General features: G+C 70.4%; 19 protein-coding genes. 17 read left to right on the top strand and 2 right to left on the bottom strand.

The window, feature by feature from the left end:
* Positions 1–85 precede the first annotated feature (85 nt).
* The 3 genes from AB0F52_RS10870 (at position 86) to AB0F52_RS10860 (ending at position 2,318) form a co-directional block, all read left to right on the top strand.
* A complete protein-coding gene (locus AB0F52_RS10870) occupies positions 86–832 on the top strand; it encodes an SGNH/GDSL hydrolase family protein (RefSeq protein ID WP_360167665.1) in 747 nt (248 codons plus the stop codon).
* 183 nt (positions 833–1,015) lie between these two features.
* Complete coding sequence (locus tag AB0F52_RS10865; RefSeq protein ID WP_360167662.1) at positions 1,016–1,429, top strand: cysteine/serine endopeptidase inhibitor; 414 nt, start codon at positions 1,016–1,018, stop codon at positions 1,427–1,429.
* Positions 1,430–1,508: 79 nt separating this feature from the next.
* Positions 1,509–2,318 (top strand): glycoside hydrolase family protein, encoded by an 810-nt coding sequence (locus tag AB0F52_RS10860; protein WP_360167659.1) that lies wholly within the window; start codon positions 1,509–1,511, stop codon positions 2,316–2,318.
* Positions 2,319–2,437: 119 nt separating this feature from the next.
* On the opposite strand, the gene AB0F52_RS10855 is transcribed toward AB0F52_RS10860, so the two are convergent.
* Positions 2,438–3,889, bottom strand: coding sequence for an FAD-dependent monooxygenase (locus AB0F52_RS10855; RefSeq protein WP_360167656.1), 1,452 nt, complete (start codon positions 3,887–3,889; stop codon positions 2,438–2,440).
* A 115-nt stretch (positions 3,890–4,004) separates the two neighbouring features.
* On the opposite strand from AB0F52_RS10855, the gene AB0F52_RS10850 reads away from it, so the two are divergent.
* On the top strand, positions 4,005–4,970 hold the full coding sequence (locus tag AB0F52_RS10850; RefSeq protein ID WP_360167653.1) for an Lrp/AsnC family transcriptional regulator: 966 nt from the start codon (positions 4,005–4,007) through the stop codon (positions 4,968–4,970).
* A gap of 42 nt (positions 4,971–5,012) precedes the next feature.
* Here the strand turns inward: AB0F52_RS10850 and AB0F52_RS10845 are convergent, their stop codons facing one another.
* Positions 5,013–6,140 (bottom strand): hypothetical protein, encoded by a 1,128-nt coding sequence (locus tag AB0F52_RS10845; protein ID WP_360167650.1) that lies wholly within the window; start codon positions 6,138–6,140, stop codon positions 5,013–5,015.
* Between the two features lie 125 nt (positions 6,141–6,265).
* Between AB0F52_RS10845 and AB0F52_RS10840 the strand changes: the two genes are divergently transcribed.
* The 13 genes from AB0F52_RS10840 (at position 6,266) to AB0F52_RS10780 (ending at position 19,027) form a co-directional block, all read left to right on the top strand.
* Positions 6,266–6,553, top strand: coding sequence for a hypothetical protein (locus AB0F52_RS10840; RefSeq protein WP_360167647.1), 288 nt, complete (start codon positions 6,266–6,268; stop codon positions 6,551–6,553).
* Positions 6,546–7,217 carry a hypothetical protein gene (locus AB0F52_RS10835; protein WP_360167644.1) on the top strand — a complete coding sequence of 224 codons (672 nt, stop codon included), beginning with the start codon at positions 6,546–6,548 and terminating at the stop codon, positions 7,215–7,217. Before AB0F52_RS10840 ends, AB0F52_RS10835 begins: the two co-directional genes overlap by 8 nt.
* Before the next feature lie 158 nt (positions 7,218–7,375).
* Entirely contained in the window at positions 7,376–9,241 is a 1,866-nt protein-coding gene (locus AB0F52_RS10830) for an RHS repeat-associated core domain-containing protein (protein WP_360167641.1), read from the top strand.
* A 75-nt stretch (positions 9,242–9,316) separates the two neighbouring features.
* Positions 9,317–9,493, top strand: coding sequence for a hypothetical protein (locus AB0F52_RS10825; protein WP_360167638.1), 177 nt, complete (start codon positions 9,317–9,319; stop codon positions 9,491–9,493).
* 163 nt (positions 9,494–9,656) lie between these two features.
* Complete coding sequence (locus AB0F52_RS10820; RefSeq protein ID WP_360167635.1) at positions 9,657–10,580, top strand: endonuclease/exonuclease/phosphatase family protein; 924 nt, start codon at positions 9,657–9,659, stop codon at positions 10,578–10,580.
* 140 nt (positions 10,581–10,720) lie between these two features.
* Positions 10,721–11,581 (top strand): NAD(P)H-binding protein, encoded by an 861-nt coding sequence (locus AB0F52_RS10815; RefSeq protein WP_360167632.1) that lies wholly within the window; start codon positions 10,721–10,723, stop codon positions 11,579–11,581.
* Positions 11,582–11,655: 74 nt separating this feature from the next.
* Positions 11,656–12,585, top strand: a complete 930-nt coding sequence (locus tag AB0F52_RS10810) for an alpha/beta hydrolase (RefSeq protein ID WP_360167629.1) — start codon at positions 11,656–11,658, stop codon at positions 12,583–12,585.
* Between the two features lie 93 nt (positions 12,586–12,678).
* Positions 12,679–13,740 carry a hypothetical protein gene (locus tag AB0F52_RS10805; RefSeq protein ID WP_360167626.1) on the top strand — a complete coding sequence of 354 codons (1,062 nt, stop codon included), beginning with the start codon at positions 12,679–12,681 and terminating at the stop codon, positions 13,738–13,740.
* A gap of 881 nt (positions 13,741–14,621) precedes the next feature.
* Complete coding sequence (locus AB0F52_RS10800; RefSeq protein WP_360167623.1) at positions 14,622–14,900, top strand: hypothetical protein; 279 nt, start codon at positions 14,622–14,624, stop codon at positions 14,898–14,900.
* Positions 14,901–15,147: 247 nt separating this feature from the next.
* Entirely contained in the window at positions 15,148–15,282 is a 135-nt protein-coding gene (locus AB0F52_RS10795; protein ID WP_360167620.1) for a hypothetical protein, read from the top strand.
* 94 nt (positions 15,283–15,376) lie between these two features.
* Positions 15,377–16,384, top strand: a complete 1,008-nt coding sequence (locus AB0F52_RS10790; RefSeq protein ID WP_360167617.1) for a chemotaxis protein CheB — start codon at positions 15,377–15,379, stop codon at positions 16,382–16,384.
* 50 nt (positions 16,385–16,434) lie between these two features.
* A complete protein-coding gene (locus AB0F52_RS10785; RefSeq protein WP_360167614.1) occupies positions 16,435–17,145 on the top strand; it encodes an ATP-binding protein in 711 nt (236 codons plus the stop codon).
* 10 nt (positions 17,146–17,155) lie between these two features.
* Positions 17,156–19,027, top strand: a complete 1,872-nt coding sequence (locus tag AB0F52_RS10780; RefSeq protein WP_360167611.1) for a CheR family methyltransferase — start codon at positions 17,156–17,158, stop codon at positions 19,025–19,027.
* The last annotated feature ends 30 nt before the right edge of the window (positions 19,028–19,057 follow it).

The following is a 19,057-nucleotide window of genomic DNA, read 5'->3' as shown; positions in this document are numbered from 1 at the left end:
TCCGCGCCGGCCGGGCCGGTTCTTGCGACACGACCGGGACAAGACAGCGGAAGCGCGCGGACACGGCGGCGGCACCGTCGAAGCCATGAGCAAAACGCGAATTCCCCTCCTCGGCGTGGCCGGCCTGCTCCTGCTGACCACCGCCTGCTCCGGCGGGGCCACGACGACCGGCGCGCCGGCACCGGCGCCCGGCGCCGGACCGGGCAAGGTGCTTTTCCTCGGCGACTCCGTCGCCGCGGGCGAGGCGCTGCCCCTCGCTGCCGCGTTCCAGGCGAGCGGCGTCGAGTTCCAGTCGATCGCCGCCGACGGCGGCGGAAACGTCGTCGGACCGTTCTCCGAGGAGAACTGGCGGAAGCTGCCCGGGCAGATCACGTCGGCCCACCCCGCCGTGGTCGTCTACCAGCTGACCACGTACGACTGGGGCAGCCGGGAAGAACAGCAGGCCGCCTACGGCAAGCTGTCGACGACGGTCACCGCGGCCGGCGCGAAACTGGTCTTCGTCACCACGCCCCCGATCAAGCCCGACGACTTCTACCAGCCGCACCTGACCGACCTGAACCGCACTTCCGAGGTCGCCCGGGCGGTCGCTTCCGCGGGCAAGGCCACGGTCCTCGACGCGGGCACGGTGTGGGGCACCACTTACGAGCAGGTCAAAGACGGCAAGGCGGACCGCAGCGCCGACGGGATCCACACCTGCCCCCAGGGCGCCGCCCGCTTCACCAGCTGGCTGCTCGCCGAGCTGGCGAAGCTGTTCCCCGGCTTCACACCGGCGTCGGCGCAGTCCTGGGCCAACACCGGCTGGGCCGCGGACGATCACTTCAAGGGCTGCTGAGCGACGATTTCCGGAATGCCGGGCAATCGCGGCAAATGATTTCGAATTGACCGAACAACATGCCGTTGTCAACGATGTCAGCCGATCCTGTCCGGACAATTCTTTGTCATAGCCAGGTATTGCGCGGGGCAGTACTGTTCGGCGCGGCACAGGCACTTCCGGAACACGACGGAAAGGGACCGAATGCGCAAGACCATCAAGTCGCTAGCCGTACTGGCCGCCGCTGCCGCGCTTCCCCTGACGACGAGCGGGACGGCATGGGCCGACATTCCCTTCGACCAGCCGATCAATGGGCGTGCCACCTACTACAACGACGCCGGCTTCGGCGCCTGCGGCACGCAGATCAACGCCGCCACCCAGCTGCTCGTCGCGGCGCCGGCCGCGTACTGGACCACCGCCAACCCGAACAACGACCCCCTGTGCCGGGGCGTGTCCATCCGCGTGTCGTACAACGGCCGGACCATCACGGTGCCCGTGGTCGACAAGTGCCCGAGCTGCGACAGCGCGCACATCGACCTCAGCGCGCCGGCGTTCGCCCAGCTGGCCGACCCCGGGCTGGGGAACATCCCGGTGACCTGGACGTTCGTGCGCTCGTGACCTCGCCGCCGGCCTCCGGTGCCACTGCCGGAGGCCGGCGCTCGGGTCACCCACCTCGGCGAGCACCGGAGAAAGTGGTATGAACCAGTTCAGGAAACTCCTGGTCATCGTGACCGTGGCCATCGTCGCCGTCGGTGGCCTGGCCGCCCCGGCGGCAGCGGCCGGAACCAAGAAAGGTGTCAGCGCGGCCGCCTTTTCCGGCGTCACCGCCGCGCTCGGCGACGTCGGCGCGCGCTGGTTCTACACCTGGGCGGCGGATCCCCAGGGCATCACCGCACCGGCCGGGACGGAATTCGTCCCGATGATCTGGGGCCGCGGCTCCGTCACGGCGGAGCAGCTGCAGCGGGCGAAGGCGGCCGGCAGCACCCTGCTCGCGTTCAACGAACCGGACCTGGCCGGCCAGGCGAGCATGTCGGTCGAGACGGCGCTGGACCTGTGGCCGCAGCTGCAGGCGACGGGCATGCGGCTGGGCGCACCGGCGGTGGCGTACGGCGGCGACACCCCCGGCAGCTGGCTCGACCGGTTCATGAGCGGCGCGGCCGCGCGCGGCCACCGCATCGACTTCATCCCGCTGCACTGGTACGGCGGCGACTTCTCGGCCGCCGCGACCGGGCAGCTGCGGTCCTACCTGCAGGCGGTGTACAACCGCTACCACTTGCCGATCTGGGTCACCGAATACGCGTTGACCGACTTTTCCGGCCCCACCCCGCGCTACCCGTCCGCGGCCGAGCAGGCCGACTTCGTCAGCCGGTCCACGGCGATGCTGAACGGACTGTCGTTCGTCGAGCGCTACGCCTGGTTCTCCCTTTCGACGTCGACCACCCCGACCGGCCTCTACACGGGCACCACCCCGAACGCGAGCGGCGTCGCCTACCGGGCCGCCGGCTGATCTCGGCGGCCAGACGGAGACCAGGCCTGCGCGGCGCTCGTCTGGCACTCGCTCAAGGTGACGGTGTGGATCCTCGCGGACTGTTCGGTGAGGCAAGTCCCGGTGACCGCGGCCCGGGCTCAGTGCGGCTCGCCGAACCAGTGGCAGAGCGCCGATTCAAGGCCGACCGTGCCGTTGTCCGGGCCGGGGGTCCAGCAGACATAACCGTCCGGGCGGATGAGCATCGGCTCGGCCGTGACGCCCTGACCCGCCCGGTCGACCCGGTCCTGCCAAGGGGTGGCGATCGTGGCGAACCTGTCGGCCGGGTCGATGAGGACGCCGCGTGCGGGCCGCAGCAGTTCGTGTGACCGGACCGGGCCGAGGTCCTGGTCCGGTGCGGGAAAGCCGACCAGCGGCCGGCCCTCGGTGCCGGGCATCGGGTAGCGGATTCCCATTCCGGACAACGTGTCGTCGAGGTGGTACTGCACGTCTCGCAGCTGTGTCAGGGCGGCGAACAAGTGCTTGGCGGCGGCCACATCCGGGTCGCGGGTGCCCTGCTGGTCCATCAGCAGGCTCTGCGCCTGGACGTTGCGCAGGACGCCGGCCGCGACCGGGTGGCGTTCGGCGTGGTAGGTGTCGAGCAGGTGCGCCGGGGCCCAGCCGTGCACCGCGGCTCCGAGTTTCCACCCGAGGTTGAGCGCGTCCTGGATCCCGGTGTTCATCCCCTGCGCGCCGATCGGGAGGTGGACGTGGGCGGCGTCGCCGGCCAGGAACACCCGCCCGTGCCGGTACCGCGCCGCCTGCCGGGCGGCGTTGGTGATGCGGCGGGCGTAGCGCAATTCGAGCAATCGCACCCGGTCACCGAAGACGGCACGCAAGCCTTCGCGGATCTCGTCTTCGGTGACCGGAGTCTCTCGCGGCCGTGATCGGCCCGGCCCGCCCAGCGAAAGCCGGCGCAGCGGCCGTCCCTGCGGATCGGTGCCGAGCGGGAACACCGACACCCAGTGCCCGGTCTCGCTCCGGGTGTGCGTCATGGCTTGGTCGTCACCACCCAGCCGCACGTCGGCGGCGACCAAGGTCACCGTGCCCGGCCTCCCGGGGAACTCGGCCCCCAGCAACGTCCGCACCGTGCTGCGGCCCCCGTCGGCCGCGACCAGGTAACGCGAGCGGAGAACGCCGCCGCCGGCTAAGGTCGCGGTGACCCCCTCCGCGTCCTGGGTGAGGCCGGTCAGTTCGTGGCTGCGCCGCACGTGGATGTCGTGTGCGGCAAGGTGCCGCTCGAGGAAACCCTCGATCACCACCTGCGGGATGGACCGCCACGGATGGCGGTGCCTGTCCCTGGTGAGCGGGAGCGTGATGCCGGCGAAGTGGGCGGTGCCGATCGGGTGGTCTCCGGTGGCCAGCAACGCTTCCAGCAGACCGCGCTGGTCGAAGGCCTCCTGCGTGCGGGACTGCACGCCGCCCGCCTTCGACAGCGCGCTGCGCTCGGGCAGCTTGTCGACCAGCACGGCCGGCACCCCCGCCACCCGCAGTTCATCGGCCAGGACCAGGCCGGTCGGACCGGCGCCGACGACGAGTACCTCGGTGTCCATGGGTTCTCCCCGGGTTGTGTCGATCAGGACGTGGGCAACGCTCCGCCCGCCGACGCAGAGGCGCCAGAAACACGCTCATCCGCGTCGATATCAGACACTGATTAGGCTCGGTCCGGTGGAATCCGACTACGACGACCTGGATCGTCGGCTCGTGCACGCCTTGCAAGTCAACGGACGCGCCCCGTTCAGCACCATCGGAGAAGTTCTCGGCGTGTCGGATCGCACCATCGCCCGCCGGTACGCCCGGCTGCGGACGGCCGGGGCGGTTCGCGTCGTCGGCGGGGTCGACCCGACGGCGCTCGGCGCGGTGCTGTGGTTCCTGCGGGTGCGCTGCGCGCCCGCCGCGTCGGTCCCGGTCGCCGAAGCGCTGGCTCGGCGCCCCGACACGTCCTGGGTGAGCATCACCTCCGGCGGCACGGAGATCACCTGCACGGTCCGCACCGAAAGCGCGGCCGACAGCGAGGCGCTGCTGCTGGCCAAGCTCCCCCGCACCCCGCGGGTGGAGGGCGTGACCGCGCACTCCGTGCTGCACGCGTTCTACGGCGGCCCGGACAGCCTGGTCGCCAAGCTCGGGTCGCTGGACGAGGCAGCGATCGAGCGGCTGCGGCCGCGCCCGGTGCGGCACCGCCCGGGACCGGTCCGGCTCGACGACGGGGACCGCAAGCTCCTCGCCGCGCTGGCCACCGACGGCCGCGCCGAGTTCGAGCACTTGGCCGCGGTGACCGGCTGGTCGCCGACGACGGTCCGGCGCCGGATGACCGAGCTCCGCGAACGCGGCGTGCTGTACCTGGACATCGACGTCGACGGACGCCTGTTCGGCGTCGGCCCCCGGACCCTGCTCTGGCTTTCGGTCAGCCCCACCGATCTCGAAGAAGCCGGCGCGGCACTGGCCGGGCATCCGGAGATCGCGTTCGCCGCCGCCACGACCGGGCCGACGAACCTGTTCGCGAGCGTTGTGTGCGCGGGTCAGCAGGAGCTGTACCGGTACCTGACCACCCGGGTGGCCGCGCTGCCCGCCATCACCCACATCGAGACCGCACCGGTGATCAAGACCGTCAAGCGGGCCGCGAACCGGACCTAGCGGCGGGCTGCCCCCACCTTCACGAAAGTGACGGTGACCCGCTCAGTCGTCACCGCGGTTTTCGGCCTCCTCAGCGCGCTCACGGTTACGCTGCTGCCGCTCCCGCTCACGACGGCTGTAGGTCGCCCGGCGAACGCGATCCTCGTCTTCGACGCTCGAACCCACCGCCCCCGCGACGATGCCCACGGAAGTCGACAGCCACACCAGCTTGAGGTACGAAGCCGGCCCGGCCGGATGGCCGAGGACCTGCCCGAAGTAGGAGCCTTCGATCAGGACGATCGACGCCACCAGTGCCAGCACGAACAGGATGGCGTACATGCAGGCGACGCCGATCGACAGCGTCAGTGCGGTCGAGGCGTTGTACAGCAACGCTTTCTGCCGTTCGGAGTGCCCGGACGGGGAGTCCCAGAGGTGGTTGTGCACCAGCAGCCAGCCCGACATGACCACGATCGCCAGGACCGTGATCCCGGCCAGCCGCAGCGCGGGCAGAGCCTCGGCGAGCTTCCAGAACGAAGTCGTGATGATGCCGTACGCGGCGGTGGCCGCCGCGGCCGCGGTGGCTCCGGCGAGGTTGGGCACCAGCCGCCACGGGCGGTTGTCCCGGATCATCCCCGCCAGCAGGCGCAGGCGGCCGCGCACACCAACCAGTGCGAGGTGCTCGTCGGCGGCACCGCGGCCGTGGATGTGCCGCGTCGGCGCCACCAGCTCCCGCAGCCGGTCGAGGATTCCCCGCGGCGGATCGGCCTCCTTCTCCGCGCGGTGCGCCACCAGGTGCCGGAGCAGGTGGACGACCAGCCGGGACGCCCGGCCGCGCAGCCGAAGGGCACCGAGCGCGGGCAGCGACACCATCGCCACGCCGTGGTCGCCGTTGTAGTCCGACGCGATCGGGACCGTCCCGGCTCGCCGCGGGAGGTCGGTGATCAGCACCAGCAGGTCCCAGCCGTGTTCGGCCCGGCGCTCCTCCGCCAGGGCCAGCATGGGAATGTCACCCTCCTCGTTCAGGGGAAGGGACTGCGTCTCGTGCTCGACGCGCCAGGTCGTCTCCTCGCCGAGGTCGCGGGCCAGGCGGGCGGGCAGGTCGTCCGCGATTCTCCCGGCGAGCTGCCCGGGCAACCCGTCATCGGTCAGCAGGCCCACCACCAGGGCCTCCGGCGCACGCTGGGCGGTCATGCTCGAGCCTTTCCTCGAAGGAAGGTCTTCGGGTTCCCGGCTTGACCACCGGCAAACGCCCAGCTTCTTTCGGCGCTCCCACCCGGCCGGCGTTTGCCGTCCGGAGCACCGGGTACGGCCATTCCATGACCGAAAAGGACGAAACGACGACCGACGACGATCTGCGCGCCGAAGAGTTCGACCGCGCCACGGTCGGGACGGTGCTGGCGGCCGGCGACTGGGCCGGGTGGGACGACCTGCTCGACTGGCTGCGCTCCGAAGGCCCGGGCGTCCGGGAGCTGTCCCCCGGTGCGCTGCGCGGCATCCGGCAGGACGCCGAACGGGCCTGCGCCATGGGATTTCCCTTCCCCCACGACCCGGACCACCTCTACGCCATCCTTCGCGGCCAGCACCTGGCGCGAGCTCATGACTGAGTTTGCCGCGGAAGCCCTCGACATCGAGACCTTTCAGGACTCCGATGACGACGGGGTCGGCCTGTGGACCGCCATCCTGGGCGGGCTGCTGTTCGCGTGGAGCACGCGCGAGCACTTCGTGCTGAGCCTTCGCCTGGCGTCGGCGTTCCTCGGCGTGGTCCTGGTCCGGCGGTCGCGGCGGGGAACGCCGGGCACCCCACTGGACATACCGCGTTCCCGCCGCCCGCACGCCGGCGGTCGGACAGTACTGACCGGGTGGACTGAACCAAGAGTTTCCCAGACAACGAACGGTGCGCGCGTGCGGGCGAGGGTATCCGCAGTGCGGCCGCCAGCGGGACGGAGCACGGAAATACGTCGTCTGTCCGATTCGTCCGCCGCACCGCACCAGGTGCAGGCGACCTTCCGGCCCGAATTCGCTGTGCTGGACGGCGAACGCGCACCTGGCCGGGACCTCTTCCCTGATTGCTCGGTGAGCCCTTCCCACGGGGATGAACTCGCTCTGCCCATCACCCGCGACGCGGGCGTGGTACTGGCGACCGCGTCCGGCGAGATCGACCTCGCCACGGCACGCATGTTCGTCCGGCACCTCGAATCAACCCTCGCCGGGCCGCCGACCGCGGTGATCGCCGATCTAAAGCTGACCACACACTCGACCGCGACATGACCATCAGACCCACCGTCGCCGAGGCCCGTGCTTTCTCTCGGAAACGCCGGCGAACGGCACTTGACCGGAACCTCCGCCGAGTCCATTTCGGACTTCCGGCCCGCCCGCCCGGGTACGGCAGGCGTCCACGCGCTCGATGCCGCGGCCGGGCGTGTTCGATGTCGGTCGGCTACACCGACACCGCCCATCCGCACCTGCCGACCCAGATCGCCGACTTCTCCGGCGACAAGGTGGACAACAGCTACGACGACGCCGGCAACCTCACCACCGTCCACTCCGGCGCGCTCAACGCCGACGTCGCGAAGTACGAGTACAGCACCGGCCTGGTCACCGAGGCGACCGACGGCAACGGCCACGCCACGACCTACGGCTACGACACCGCCGGCAACCTCACCAAGGTCTCTCCGCCACTGCCGCTCAAGCCGACCACCTACGGCTACGACTCCTTGTCGCGGCTGACCAGCGTGACCGACGGAAACGGCGTCAAACTGGTCTACGGCTACGACAAGCTCGACCGGGTCGTTTCCGTCGCGAAGGCCGACGGCACCGGACTGGCCGCCTACACCTACGACAGGACCGGCAACCGCACCATCGCCCAAACCGCCGGGGCCACGCTCACCAACAGCTACGAACGACGCCTGCTGACCCGCGTGGCGCGCACCGCGGGCACGACCACCGGCACCGCGACCTACCACTACGACCGCGCCGGCAACCTCACCGCCGTCGACGACCCGACCGGCTGGGTCTACTACGGCTACGACGCCGCGAACCGGCTGACCTCGGTCAAGGACCAGGCGAACAAGACCACGACCTACGGGTTCGACAACGCCGACCACCGCACCTCGACGACCCTGCCGGGCGGGAGCACGCAGACGATCGGCGTCGACAAGTCCGGCCGGCAGACCGGCATCACGGTCAAGAACCCGGCCGGCACCACGGTCTACTCCACCACTTACCGCTACACCAAACCCGACGGCACGGACACCGGCCAGGTGCAGTCCCGCACCGACGCCACCGGCACCGCCGACAACACCTACGACGGCTTCGGCCGCCTCACCAAAGCCGGTGCCCGCACCTACGCCTACGACAACGCCGGCAACGTCACCAGCGGCGACGGACGCACCTACACCGTCAACGACGCCAACCAGATGACCAAGATCGACACCACGACCGTCGGCTACGACAACGCGGGCAACCTGAGCACGACCAACCCCGGCGGCCAAGCCCACTACAGCGACACCAACCAGCTGACGTCGGTCACCTCCGGCACGAGCACCCTGTTCACCGCGTCCTACGACACGCTGGACCAGACCCAGCCGGCGTCGGTCACCGAGCAGTCCGGCTCGAACAGCCTGACGCACGTTTTCACCCACACCGCGCTGGGCATCTCCCGCACCGTGGACAACGGCGCGAGCACCACCTACGCCCACGACGTCGACGGCAAGCTCACCGGCCTGGTCGACGCCGCGGGCAAGCACCACAACGCCGTCACCGACTACCAGGGCAGCGTCGTCGCCCTGGTCGACGACACCGGCGCGGTGACCGCGACCTACGGCTACACGCCCTACGGGTTCAACACGAGCGTCACCGGCACCGCCGGTTCGGCGAACCGGCTGCGCTGGCTCGGCAGCTACCAGCTCGCCAGCAGCGAGTACCTCACCGGGTACCGGCACTACAGCCCGGTCTACGCCCGCTTCACCCAGCCCGACCCGACCGGGCAGGAGGACAACGCCTACGCCTACGGCAACAGCGACCCGATCAACAACAGCGACCCCAACGGGGACAGCTTCCTGCATGCGCTGGCCGGTGCGCTGATCGGTGGCGCGGTGACGTTCGTCCTCAGCGCGAGTCCCCTCGGTCCGCTCGGCGGAGCGGCCATCGGCGGCTGCGTCGGCGGCCTCGCCACGGCGGCGCTCGACAAGTCGAACCTCGCCGCCGGGTGCGGTATCGGGGCCGCCACCGGTCTCGTCGGGTTCGGCCTCGGCAAGGTGGGCAAGGCAGTGGGTTCGCCCTACAACAAGTGATCATCCCGTTCCCTGGTCCGGGCCGGTGCCGGCCCGGACCAGGGAACGGACCATCGACCGGAGAGGGTGGCCGCGGTGTCGGCGAACCGGAAGAGGACGTACCTCGTCAGCGGGCTCCTGGCGCTGGTCGCGGTCGTGTGCGCGGTCATCGCGGTTGCCACGGGGCCGGCTTTCCTGCAGTACGTGGCCATCGGGTTCTTCTGCGCGGCGATCGCGTGCCTGACGCCGCTGATCTCCCGCCGGGCGAACTGACCGGACGCTCGGGGCCCGAGGTGGGCGACACGGGCCGACCTGACTGACCGCCGCACCGCGTTCTGGACAGTTTGCGAACCACGTGGTTCACTTCGCGACGACCACCTCGGTTCCCGAACGCTCCGGAAAGGCACGACTCGTGCGCCCAGCCGGCAAACTGATCATGTCCCTCCTCCTCTCCCTCGGCCTCCTGTTCGTGACGGCACCGGCCCGAGCCGACGAACCCGACGCCCAGAACTGGCCGCACCCCCGGTTCGTCACCTACAACGTCTGCGGCGGGGTCTGCGCCATCTACCAGGGTTCGAAAACCGCGTGGCGCGACACCATGATCGACGCCATGGACCACTGGGACGCCGATCTCGTGACGTTCCAGGAAATGTGTTACGGGCAATGGACCCTGCTGCGCGGCACCCTGGCAAACCGCTCGTCCGGCCCGGCCTACGACTCGGTCTGGGGCGCGGCACTGCCGGCCAACGCCGGTTGCCAGAAGTGGGGCAGCGACACCCGGTACGGCCTGGCCACCTTCAGCAAGGGTGGATCCGGCACGATCGACAACGGTTCCCGCAGCGTCGTCATGCTCCCCAACCCCAGCGGGGGCGAACAGCGGATCCTGTTGTGCGCCAAGACGACCATCGGCGGGCGGGGTGTCCGCGCGTGCAACACCCACATCGACTACCGAGGCCGCGACCCGGAGGCGCAGATCGCCCAGGTCGCCGCGCTCACCCGCGACTACGCGGCCCAGGGCGAGCCGGTGGTCCTCGGCGGGGACTTCAACGTGCTCCCCAAGGACGCCCGGCTGGACCCGCTCTACGACCACGGCGGCGGCACCGGGATATTCCAGGAAGCCGACGAGAACGACAAGTCCGAGTTCACCGGCGCGGACTGCCCCCAGTCCGGCGACCGGTGCCGCAGCGGGGAAGCGACCGCCGAACCGTCGTGCTCACCGCGTGTGTCCGAGCCCGGCAAGATCGACTACATCTTCCTGAGCGCCTACTGGTTCACCACCGTGCGCGGCGACGCCGCGGCCTGCACGGCGGGGATGTCGGACCACCACCTGCTTCGGGGCGCCGCCGCCTGGGAACACTGACCGCACGTCCCGGGTCCGGCTTCCCGAGCGTCGGCACACTCCTGCCCACATACTATGAGATTCATATGATATGTTCCTCGTATTAGCTGTCGAGCATCGAGGAACTCCGGAGCAAGCCGCCCCGGGGGGAAGGGTTTGCCATGATCGTGCTCACCGGAGCGACCGGACTCGTCGGACGCCTGCTGGCCACCGAACTCGCCGAAGGCCATGAGGTCCGCGCCGTCACGCGTTCGCCGCGGAATGCGGGGCTGCCCGCCGGCGTCGAGGTCGTCGAGGGCGACCCGCAACGGCCGGGCACCCTCGTGGACGCGTTGCGCGGCGCGGACGCGTTGTTCCTCCACTCGCGCGCCGTCGGCGATGCCGCCCATGACGTCGTCGCGCTGGCCCGGGAACTCGGCGTCCGCCGGGTCGTGGCGCTCGCCGCGGCCAATGTGGACGACCGGCTCGACGCGCAGCCGTCGCGCTTCCGCGGCGACCGCAACAAAGAAGCCGACGACGCGGTCGCGACGAGCGGTCTCGGCTGGGTCAGCTTGCGGCCCAGCTCGTTCGCCGGCAACGCGCTGACCGCGTGGGGCGGCCAGATCCGTGCGAGCGACGACGTCCGCTACGTGTACGCCGGCTTCGAGGAGTCGCCATTGGACGAACGCGACCTGGCCGCGGTGCTGGAAAGGGCCCTCACCGGCGACGACCTGCTCGGCCGGCGCATCGACCTCACCGGCCCGGAGTCGCTGTCCCACGAGGAGATGGTCCGGCAGATCGGTGTCGCGCTCGGGAGGCCGCTGCGGTTCCACGAAGTCCCGGCCGAACCCGCGGCACGCGGGATGGTGGCCAACGGGCTGCCGGAGCCGTTCGTCACCGCGATGATGGCTCGCTACGCCGCGCACCGCACACGCCCGCAGTTCCCGCCGACGGCGGAACTCGAGAAGATCCTCGGCCGCCCGCCGCGCACCTTCGCCGAATGGGCCGCCGACCACGTCGCCGACTTCGAGGCGGCCGGGTGACCCCCGGAAACGGACGTTTCCGCGGGGAAGCTTCGCCACCGCCGAGTCGCCTCAACCGGGAGGTCGTTGTGCGCATGTCCGAGGACCGGGAAAAGGTCCGTTTCGTCAGCGGTGACGCCGAGTGCGTCGCCTGGCACTATCCGGGCACCAACGGCGCCTGCGTGATCATGACACCGGGCGGCGGGGTGACCAAGGAACCGGGCACCGACCCGTTCGCCACGCGTTTCCACGAGGCTGGGTTCACCGTCCTCGCCCTCGACTACCGGCACTTCGGGGAGAGCGGAGGCCGGCCGCGCCAGGTCATCCGCGTCAAGGAGCAACTGGCCGACTGGCAGGCGGCGATCGACTTCGCCCCCACCTTGCCGAACGTCGACCCGGCGAAGCTGGCGATCTGGGGTTTCTCGCTGTCCGGCGGCCACGCCCTCCGCCTCGCGGCGCGCCACCCCCGGCTGGCCGCGGCGATCGCTCAAACCCCGCTGGCCGACGGCCGGGCGGCCGCGCTCAGGACGATGCGGCACCGGAAGCCACTCCCGATGCTGCGTCTCCTCGGCCGAGGTCTCCGGGACGCCGTGGGCGGCCTGTTCGGCAGGCAGCCCCTGCTCGTGCCGCTCGCCGGGAAGCCGGGCACGGTGGCGTTCGTGACCACGCCGGACGGCCTCGACGGCGACCGGGCGCTCAACCCGGGCAACCGGTACCCGGAATGGCAGCAGGCGATCGCCGCCCGGACCCCGCTCTGGTTCGGCTTCTACCGGCCAGGCCGTGCCGCTCCCCGCGTGCGGTGCCCGCTGCTGGTCCTCGTGTGCGACCAGGACCAGACAGCGTTCGCCGAACCAGGCGTCCGCGCGGCCCGGCGCGCACCCCGCGGAGAGCTCGTCCGGATGCCCGGCGGCCACTACGGCCCCTTCCTGGACGGCCACGAGCGGGCGGTCGAGGCCGAACTGTCCTTCCTGCACCGCCACCTGCTCGATCCCCTCGCCACCGGCACCGTGCGTTACGGCGAATGACGGATTGCCCCCGCAGTTGGTCACCGCTTGACTTGGTGCGGAACGCCACCGCGTGCGGGCAATCGGCACGCGTCACGTCTTGGGGGAACGTCCATGGCACGTCCACAAGTACTGTCGCGCGCCGGCATCCTGGCGGTCGGCAGCCTCGTCACGCTCCTGGCGGGCGCTGTCGTCCTCCCGGCGCCGGCCACGGCCACCACGCAGGTCACCGATCTCGGCGTTCTCCCGGGCGGCAGCTCCAGCTTCGCCTTCGCGATCAACTCGAGTGGAACCGTCGTAGGCGAGTCCGCGGTGGGAATCAGCGACCACGCCGCGCGCTGGAACCCGGACGGCACCAGCACCGACCTCGGCATCCTGCCCACCGGAGTGGACAGCACGGCGATGGCCATCAACGACGCCGGTGTCATCGCCGGCCACGGCAGCATGCGGGATGCGGCGCACAACTTCCACACCCACGCCGTGCGCTGGAACCTCGACGGCACCATCGACGACCTGGGCACGCTGCCCGGTGACATCGCCAGCGAGGCACGCGGGATCAACTCCGCCGGCGTCATCGTCGGCTTCTCCCAGCAGCCGGACGGTGTCCGGCACGCGGTGCGGTGGAACCTCGACGGCACCATCGACAACCTCGGCACTCTTCCCGGCCAGAGCAGCAGTCAGGCGAACTCGATCAACGACACCGGCACGATCGTCGGTTACTCATACGGTTGCTGCCCCGGCACCAGGGCCGTGCAGTGGGCCCCGGACGGCACGATCGTCGCGCTGGGCATCGGTTCCGGCTCGTCGACCAGCATCGCCACCGGGATCAACAACGACGGCGTGGTCTCCGGCTACGAGACGACGGACACCTCTCGCGTCGCGCGCTGGGACGGCGCCGGTGCCATCACCCTGCTGAACCCGTTGCCGGGCGACGCCACCAGCTGGGCGTCGGGCATCGCGGCCTCCGGGGTGATGGCCGGCCTGTCGTTCACCTCGGGCAACACCGGGCATCCAGCGCGGTGGGACGCCGACGGCACGGTCTCGCGGCTCGCCCCGCTCGCGGACGGCAAGGACGCCAACGCCTACGCTGTCAACGACGACGGACAGGTGGCAGGCTACGCCACCACAGCGGACGGCCACTTCCACGCGGTCAGGTGGTCCACGGGGGCGAGTTAGGCGGCGGGTCGATTCTCTGGGCGCCGGGCACCGGGGAGGTTGAAATGAGACCCATGACCACGGGCGAAACACGATTGGAACGCCGGATCCGGCGGGACTTCCCCGAACCTGGCTCCGCGCCGGAGATCCTTCGCCTCCTCGATGACCGGCCGGCCAGACTTGACCAGGAACTCGGTCCCGTCGGCTTGGGACAACAGGAGCGCGGCCGGGCCGGCACCGACCAAGGGGGCGACGAGCCAGCAGTACAGGTAGGTGCGCGCTATCTCCGCCCCCACCAGTCGTGAGCGGCCGACGATGCGGTACCTGGTGGTGGTCTTGGTCCCGAGGGTCAGTGACCCCTGCTCGGCAGCACTGAGCGACCACACGATATCCGGCACGGGCGGACAACGCCCCGGCACCATCGGAAACGACAACAACGCACTCATCGTAACGGAGACGGAGAACCGCAGATTCCGTCATCGAAGTCAAGACGGCGTTTCTTCCGTCGCAAGGCAAGTGCCATCGACGCCGACGCCTGCGCCAGGAACGCCGGCCCGATCACCGGGATCACCCGGTACCCGAAGGCCCCTTCGCGGATGCCCAGCGCATCCGACCGCGTCCTCCTGGGCGTTTTGCGGTTCCCGTGTGGACGGTGCTGTCGATCGAGAGCTTCTCCCAGGCGCCGACGATTGCCGGAGAACGACGGTTCCGTACTCGCGTGAATCTGCACACGCACGCAAAAGACCCCGCGCCGGCGACAAATCGTTGTCAGGTAAGGGTTTCAGTTCGACCGTTCGGCGGAGTAACGATCTGTGCGGGCTCGGTAACCTCTCGGTGAGAAGGTGTCTCGTCCCGGACCCCGGCGGTGCACGATCCCTTGGCAAGGTTCGGGAGGTCGCATCATGGGCGTGCGCCTGCAATGGGCGTTCATGCAGGACAAATACCGTCGAGACCGGGAAGAGCGCGGTGTGAGCGCCCCGGAACCACGGCGTCCAAAGCAGGATCTTCGGGTGCGGCACGGCGACGAACCCGGGCTGGGCAGGGCACTGGCGCTGGCCGGCTTCCTCGCCGCCACCAAGATCGCGGAGACCGCCACCGGGGTCGTGCTGTCCACGACCGGAGTGCTGGGCGGCGCGAACACCCCCTCGAAGCACTCAGATGCCGCGCCCGGCGGAGAGTAAGCAGGCACCCGTGCCCGTCCAGCCACCAGCCGGACACCCGCGCGGCATCAGGATCGGCGCGGCCGACGTCGACAGGCTCGAGGCCACCACCGGGCATTCCGGGCGCTGACTACCAGTACGGCGGCGGATCCTGCCGTGGCACCGTGCAACTGCTGCTGCCTCACGCGGACCTGATGTTGTCCGGTGTCGTCCCGGACAGGCGATCGACGTGGCCACCGAACTGCGGTCAGAGCGGACGAAGCAACGGATGTCACCGCCGGCCGCGGCCGCCGCCCGGCATCCCGGCAACGCCGATGCGCGCGACATCCTCGACCGGATCACTCGCCTGCGCGGCGGGGCCGGCACCGGCCCGGTCGCCTCGCGGGATGTCCTCGAGTCGTGACCGCCCGGCAGGAGCCGAGCCCCGTGTTCCGATTCCCCCGTCGGCGAAGTCACCCGCAGGCGACTACCGTGACTGGGGTGAGGAGGTGACCGCCGTGGCCCTCCGACGCGATGTCGTGGTGATCGGTGCCTCCGCGGGTGGTGTCGACGCGCTGCGCCAGACCGTGCGGTCGCTGTCCGACGACTTCCCCGCCGCGGTGCTGGTGGTCATGCACCTCGCTCCCGGCGCGCCGACCGCGCTCCCCCAGATCCTCAGCCGCGCCGGGCCGTTGCGGGCGGTCCAGGCGACGCACGCCGCGCCGCTCACCAGGGGCGTGATCCACGTGGCTCCGCCCGATCACCACCTGCTCATCGACGGCGGCGCGCTCATGCTCAGCCACGGTCCCACCGAGAACGGGCACCGCCCCGCGATCAACGCCACCTTCCGGTCCGCGGCGGTCGCCGCCGGGTCGCGGGCGATCGGCGTCATACTCTCGGGTGCTCTTCACGACGGCGCCGCCGGTCTGGGCGCGGTCGTGGAACGCGGTGGTCTCGCGATGGTGCAGGACCCGGCGGACGCCCTCTACCCGGGGATGCCGGAAAGTGCCCTCGCCTGCGTGCGCACGGATCACGTCTACCCGGCCGACGTGCTCGGCAAGGTGCTCGACCAGGTGGTCCGCACGGCGGCCGATACGCAGCCGGTCGAGCCGCCCTCGCCGGCTCTGCTGCTGGAAGACCGGATCGCGCGGGACGGTGTCCGGCGCGGCGCGGTCGCCGAGGAGGTCGCGGCCGCGTCCGGGTACAGCTGCCCGGACTGTCAGGGCTCCCTGCTCGAGATCGGGCGGCAGCCCGGCCGGTACCGCTGCCGGATCGGTCACGCCTGGTCGGCCGACGCCCTGCTGGCCGCGCGCGACATCGAACTGGAACGTGCGCTGGGGACGGCCTTGCGCTCGCTGGACGAAAAAACGGCCCTCGCCCGGCGCATGCAACACGACGCCGCCGCACGCGGGCACCCCGGTCTCACCGGCCGCTACGCCGGCACCGCCCGGGAATGCGCGACCGCCGCGGAAACGCTGCGCCGCTTCCTGTTGTCCTTCTCCCCGGAGACCGAGGCACACTCGTGAACGCCGAAAGCGACCTAAGGCTGGTACCGCAGTACCGGCCGGAGTCGACCGTGGCGACCTTGACCGGCCTCTTGACCTTGGCCGGCTACTCGCGGCTGCGCGATGGTGTGCTCAAGCTGGCCGCGGACGCGCCGGAGAGCGTCGTCGCCGACATCCAGGGCCTCGAGGTCGGCGACGACACCCTGGTGACGGTGTTTTCGCTGATCGCGATGCGGATCGGCGAGTGGCCGGGGATCCCGTTCGCGGTGGTGACCGATCGCGCGGACCACCTCGCCCGGTTGGCGGCGCAGGCGGTGGACCGGTTCGTGGCGGTCCACGCCGACGTTGCCGCGGCCGAGCAGGCTCGCGACCGGCCATTCCGGCGGCGGGCGGCGCAGTTGCTGGCCGCGTCGCCGCGTTCGTCCGCCCTGGCCCGGGCGTTCGTCGAACGGGTCTGCACGCAGTGGGGCGTGCCGGACCACACCGAGGATGCCTTGATGATCGCCACCGAGCTGGTCGAGAACGCGATCGTGCACACGACATCGCGCCCGCGGCTCCGGCTGGAGCTGCGGGGCGGTGTCTTCACCGTCGCGGTCGCCGACGACGATCCCCGGGCGGCCGTGATGCTCGAGCTGCCCGGCCGGGAGGACCGCGGCCTCGGGCTGCGGCTGGTCGCCGGGACTTCCCGGGTCTGGGGGTGCAGCCGGTCCTGGACCGGGGGCAAGGTCGTCTGGGCCGTGCTGGCCCGGCGCGGCCGCTCCCACCACGAGTTCGGCGGGTAGCGTGCGGAGCGTGACGGAGTCCCAGCCGGAAGACGACAGTGAATTCGAGTCGGTTCTCGGGTACCTCAAGGAGTCGCGGGGCTTCGACTTCACCGGCTACAAGCGCAGCAGCCTGCGACGGCGGGTCCAGCGCCGGATGACCCAGGCCGGGGCCGGGAGCTACGCCGAGTACATCGACCAGCTCCAGGTCAACGCCGACGAGTTCGTCGCGTTGTTCAACACCATTCTGATCAACGTCACCGGGTTCTTCCGCGACCCGGAGGCCTGGGAGTACCTGCGCGGCCACGCGATCCCGGCGCTGCTGGCCGAGCGCAGCCCGGCGGAGCCGATCCGCGTGTGGAGCGCCGGCTGCGCCGCCGGCCAGGAGGCCTACAGCCTCGCCATCGCCTTCGCCGACGCGATCGGCGTCGAGGCGTTCCGGCAGCGCGTCAAGATCTACGCCACCGACGTCGACGAGGAAGCCCTCACCCAGGCCCGGCACGCGACCTACACCCCGGCTGAGATCGAAGGGCTGCCCGAGGACAAGCTGGAGCAGTACTTCGAACTCCAGGGCAGCCGGTACAGCTTCCGCAAGGATCTGCGCCGGTCGGTGATCTTCGGCCGCAACGACCTGGTCCAGGACGCCCCGATCTCGCGGATCGACCTGCTCGTGTGCCGCAACACGCTGATGTACTTCAACGCCGAGACGCAGACCAAGATCCTCGAGCGGTTCCACTTCGCGTTGGCACCACACGGGTTGATGTTCCTGGGCAAGGCCGAGATGCTGCTCAGCCACTCCCGCATCTTCGAGCCGCTCGACCTCAAACGGCGCGTCTTCCGCAAAGTGGCGGGCAGCGCGGCCGGCTACAGCCATCTCGCCTCCCCCGGTCCTCCCGGGCGGAGGCCGATCGACGGGTCGGGTCTGGACGAGTTGCGGGAACACGCCTTCTCCGCGAGCCCGGTGGCCCAGCTGGTGGTGACCGCCGACGAGGTGGTCGCCCTGATCAACCGGCAGGCGGAGCTCTCGTTCGGGCTCAACGACCGCGACATCGGGCGCAAGCTGTGGAACCTCGACGTGTCCTACCGGCCGGTCGGCCTGCGCCCCTACGTGGAGCAAGCTCGGCTGGAACGGCGGTCGCTGCGGGTGAAGGACGTCGAGTGGCGGCGCGGGAGCGACACGGTCTGGTACGAAGTGCACGTGAACCCGCTGGTGGGCCGGGACAAGAGCCTGCTCGGCGTTTCGATCGTGTTCCACGACGTCAGCTGGGCGCATCTGCTGCTGCTGGAACTGGAACACACCAACCGCCGGCTCGAATCCGCCTACGAGGAACTCCAGTCCACCAACGAGGAGCTCGAGACCACGAACGAAGAGCTCCAGTCCACTGTGGAGGAACTGGAGACGACCAACGAAGAGCTCCAGTCCACCAACGAAGAGCTCGAAACCATGAACGAAGAGCTGCAGTCGACCAACGACGAGCTGCAGACCATCAACGACGCCCTCCGTGATCGCAGCGTCGAACTGGACGAGCTGAACGACTTCCTGGAGTCCGTGCTGACCTCGATCCAAGCCGGGATCGTCGTGATCGACACCGAAATGCGGATCAGGGCCTGGAACCGCGGCGCCGAGGACCTCTGGGGAGTGCGCCGCGAGGAGGCCGAGGGCACGCACCTGCTCAACCTCGACATCGGGCTGCCACTGACCGAGCTCCGGCCGGCCGTTCGCGACGCACTGGCCGACGCCGGCTTCCAGGCCGAACTGACGCTGAAGGCGATCAACCGCCGGGGGCGGCCCGCGGTCGTCCGGCTGCTGTGCAGCGCATTGCGGTCCGCCGGCGGCCAGAGCCAGGGCGCCCTGCTGCTCATGGAGGAGACCCCGGCCGCCACCCAGCCGGTATCGCGGTGACTCGGCGGGGAGTAGCTTGAGACGGTGGAC

Origin of the sequence: Amycolatopsis sp. NPDC024027, assembly GCF_040638975.1 — a bacterium.
In the GTDB taxonomy this organism is placed as follows: Bacteria; Actinomycetota; Actinomycetes; order Mycobacteriales; family Pseudonocardiaceae; genus Amycolatopsis.
The sequence above is the reverse complement of the archived record's forward strand: the minus strand, read 5'-3'. Positions and strand labels throughout refer to the sequence as shown.

Excerpts from the sequence above, each read along its gene's own strand:
- AB0F52_RS10815 (WP_360167632.1), top strand. The coding sequence starts at position 10,721 with ATGATCGTGCTCACCGGAGCGACCGGACTCGTCGGACGCCTGCTGGCC.
- AB0F52_RS10845 (WP_360167650.1), bottom strand. The coding sequence starts at position 6,140 with ATGACCGCCCAGCGTGCGCCGGAGGCCCTGGTGGTGGGCCTGCTGACC.
- AB0F52_RS10805 (WP_360167626.1), top strand. The coding sequence starts at position 12,679 with ATGGCACGTCCACAAGTACTGTCGCGCGCCGGCATCCTGGCGGTCGGC.
- AB0F52_RS10840 (WP_360167647.1), top strand. The coding sequence starts at position 6,266 with ATGACCGAAAAGGACGAAACGACGACCGACGACGATCTGCGCGCCGAA.
- AB0F52_RS10810 (WP_360167629.1), top strand. The coding sequence starts at position 11,656 with ATGTCCGAGGACCGGGAAAAGGTCCGTTTCGTCAGCGGTGACGCCGAG.
- AB0F52_RS10870 (WP_360167665.1), top strand. The coding sequence starts at position 86 with ATGAGCAAAACGCGAATTCCCCTCCTCGGCGTGGCCGGCCTGCTCCTG.
- AB0F52_RS10855 (WP_360167656.1), bottom strand. The coding sequence starts at position 3,889 with ATGGACACCGAGGTACTCGTCGTCGGCGCCGGTCCGACCGGCCTGGTC.
- AB0F52_RS10860 (WP_360167659.1), top strand. The coding sequence starts at position 1,509 with ATGAACCAGTTCAGGAAACTCCTGGTCATCGTGACCGTGGCCATCGTC.
- AB0F52_RS10795 (WP_360167620.1), top strand. The coding sequence starts at position 15,148 with ATGTCACCGCCGGCCGCGGCCGCCGCCCGGCATCCCGGCAACGCCGAT.
- AB0F52_RS10835 (WP_360167644.1), top strand. The coding sequence starts at position 6,546 with ATGACTGAGTTTGCCGCGGAAGCCCTCGACATCGAGACCTTTCAGGAC.
- AB0F52_RS10865 (WP_360167662.1), top strand. The coding sequence starts at position 1,016 with ATGCGCAAGACCATCAAGTCGCTAGCCGTACTGGCCGCCGCTGCCGCG.
- AB0F52_RS10820 (WP_360167635.1), top strand. The coding sequence starts at position 9,657 with ATGTCCCTCCTCCTCTCCCTCGGCCTCCTGTTCGTGACGGCACCGGCC.
- AB0F52_RS10800 (WP_360167623.1), top strand. The coding sequence starts at position 14,622 with ATGGGCGTGCGCCTGCAATGGGCGTTCATGCAGGACAAATACCGTCGA.
- AB0F52_RS10830 (WP_360167641.1), top strand. The coding sequence starts at position 7,376 with ATGTCGGTCGGCTACACCGACACCGCCCATCCGCACCTGCCGACCCAG.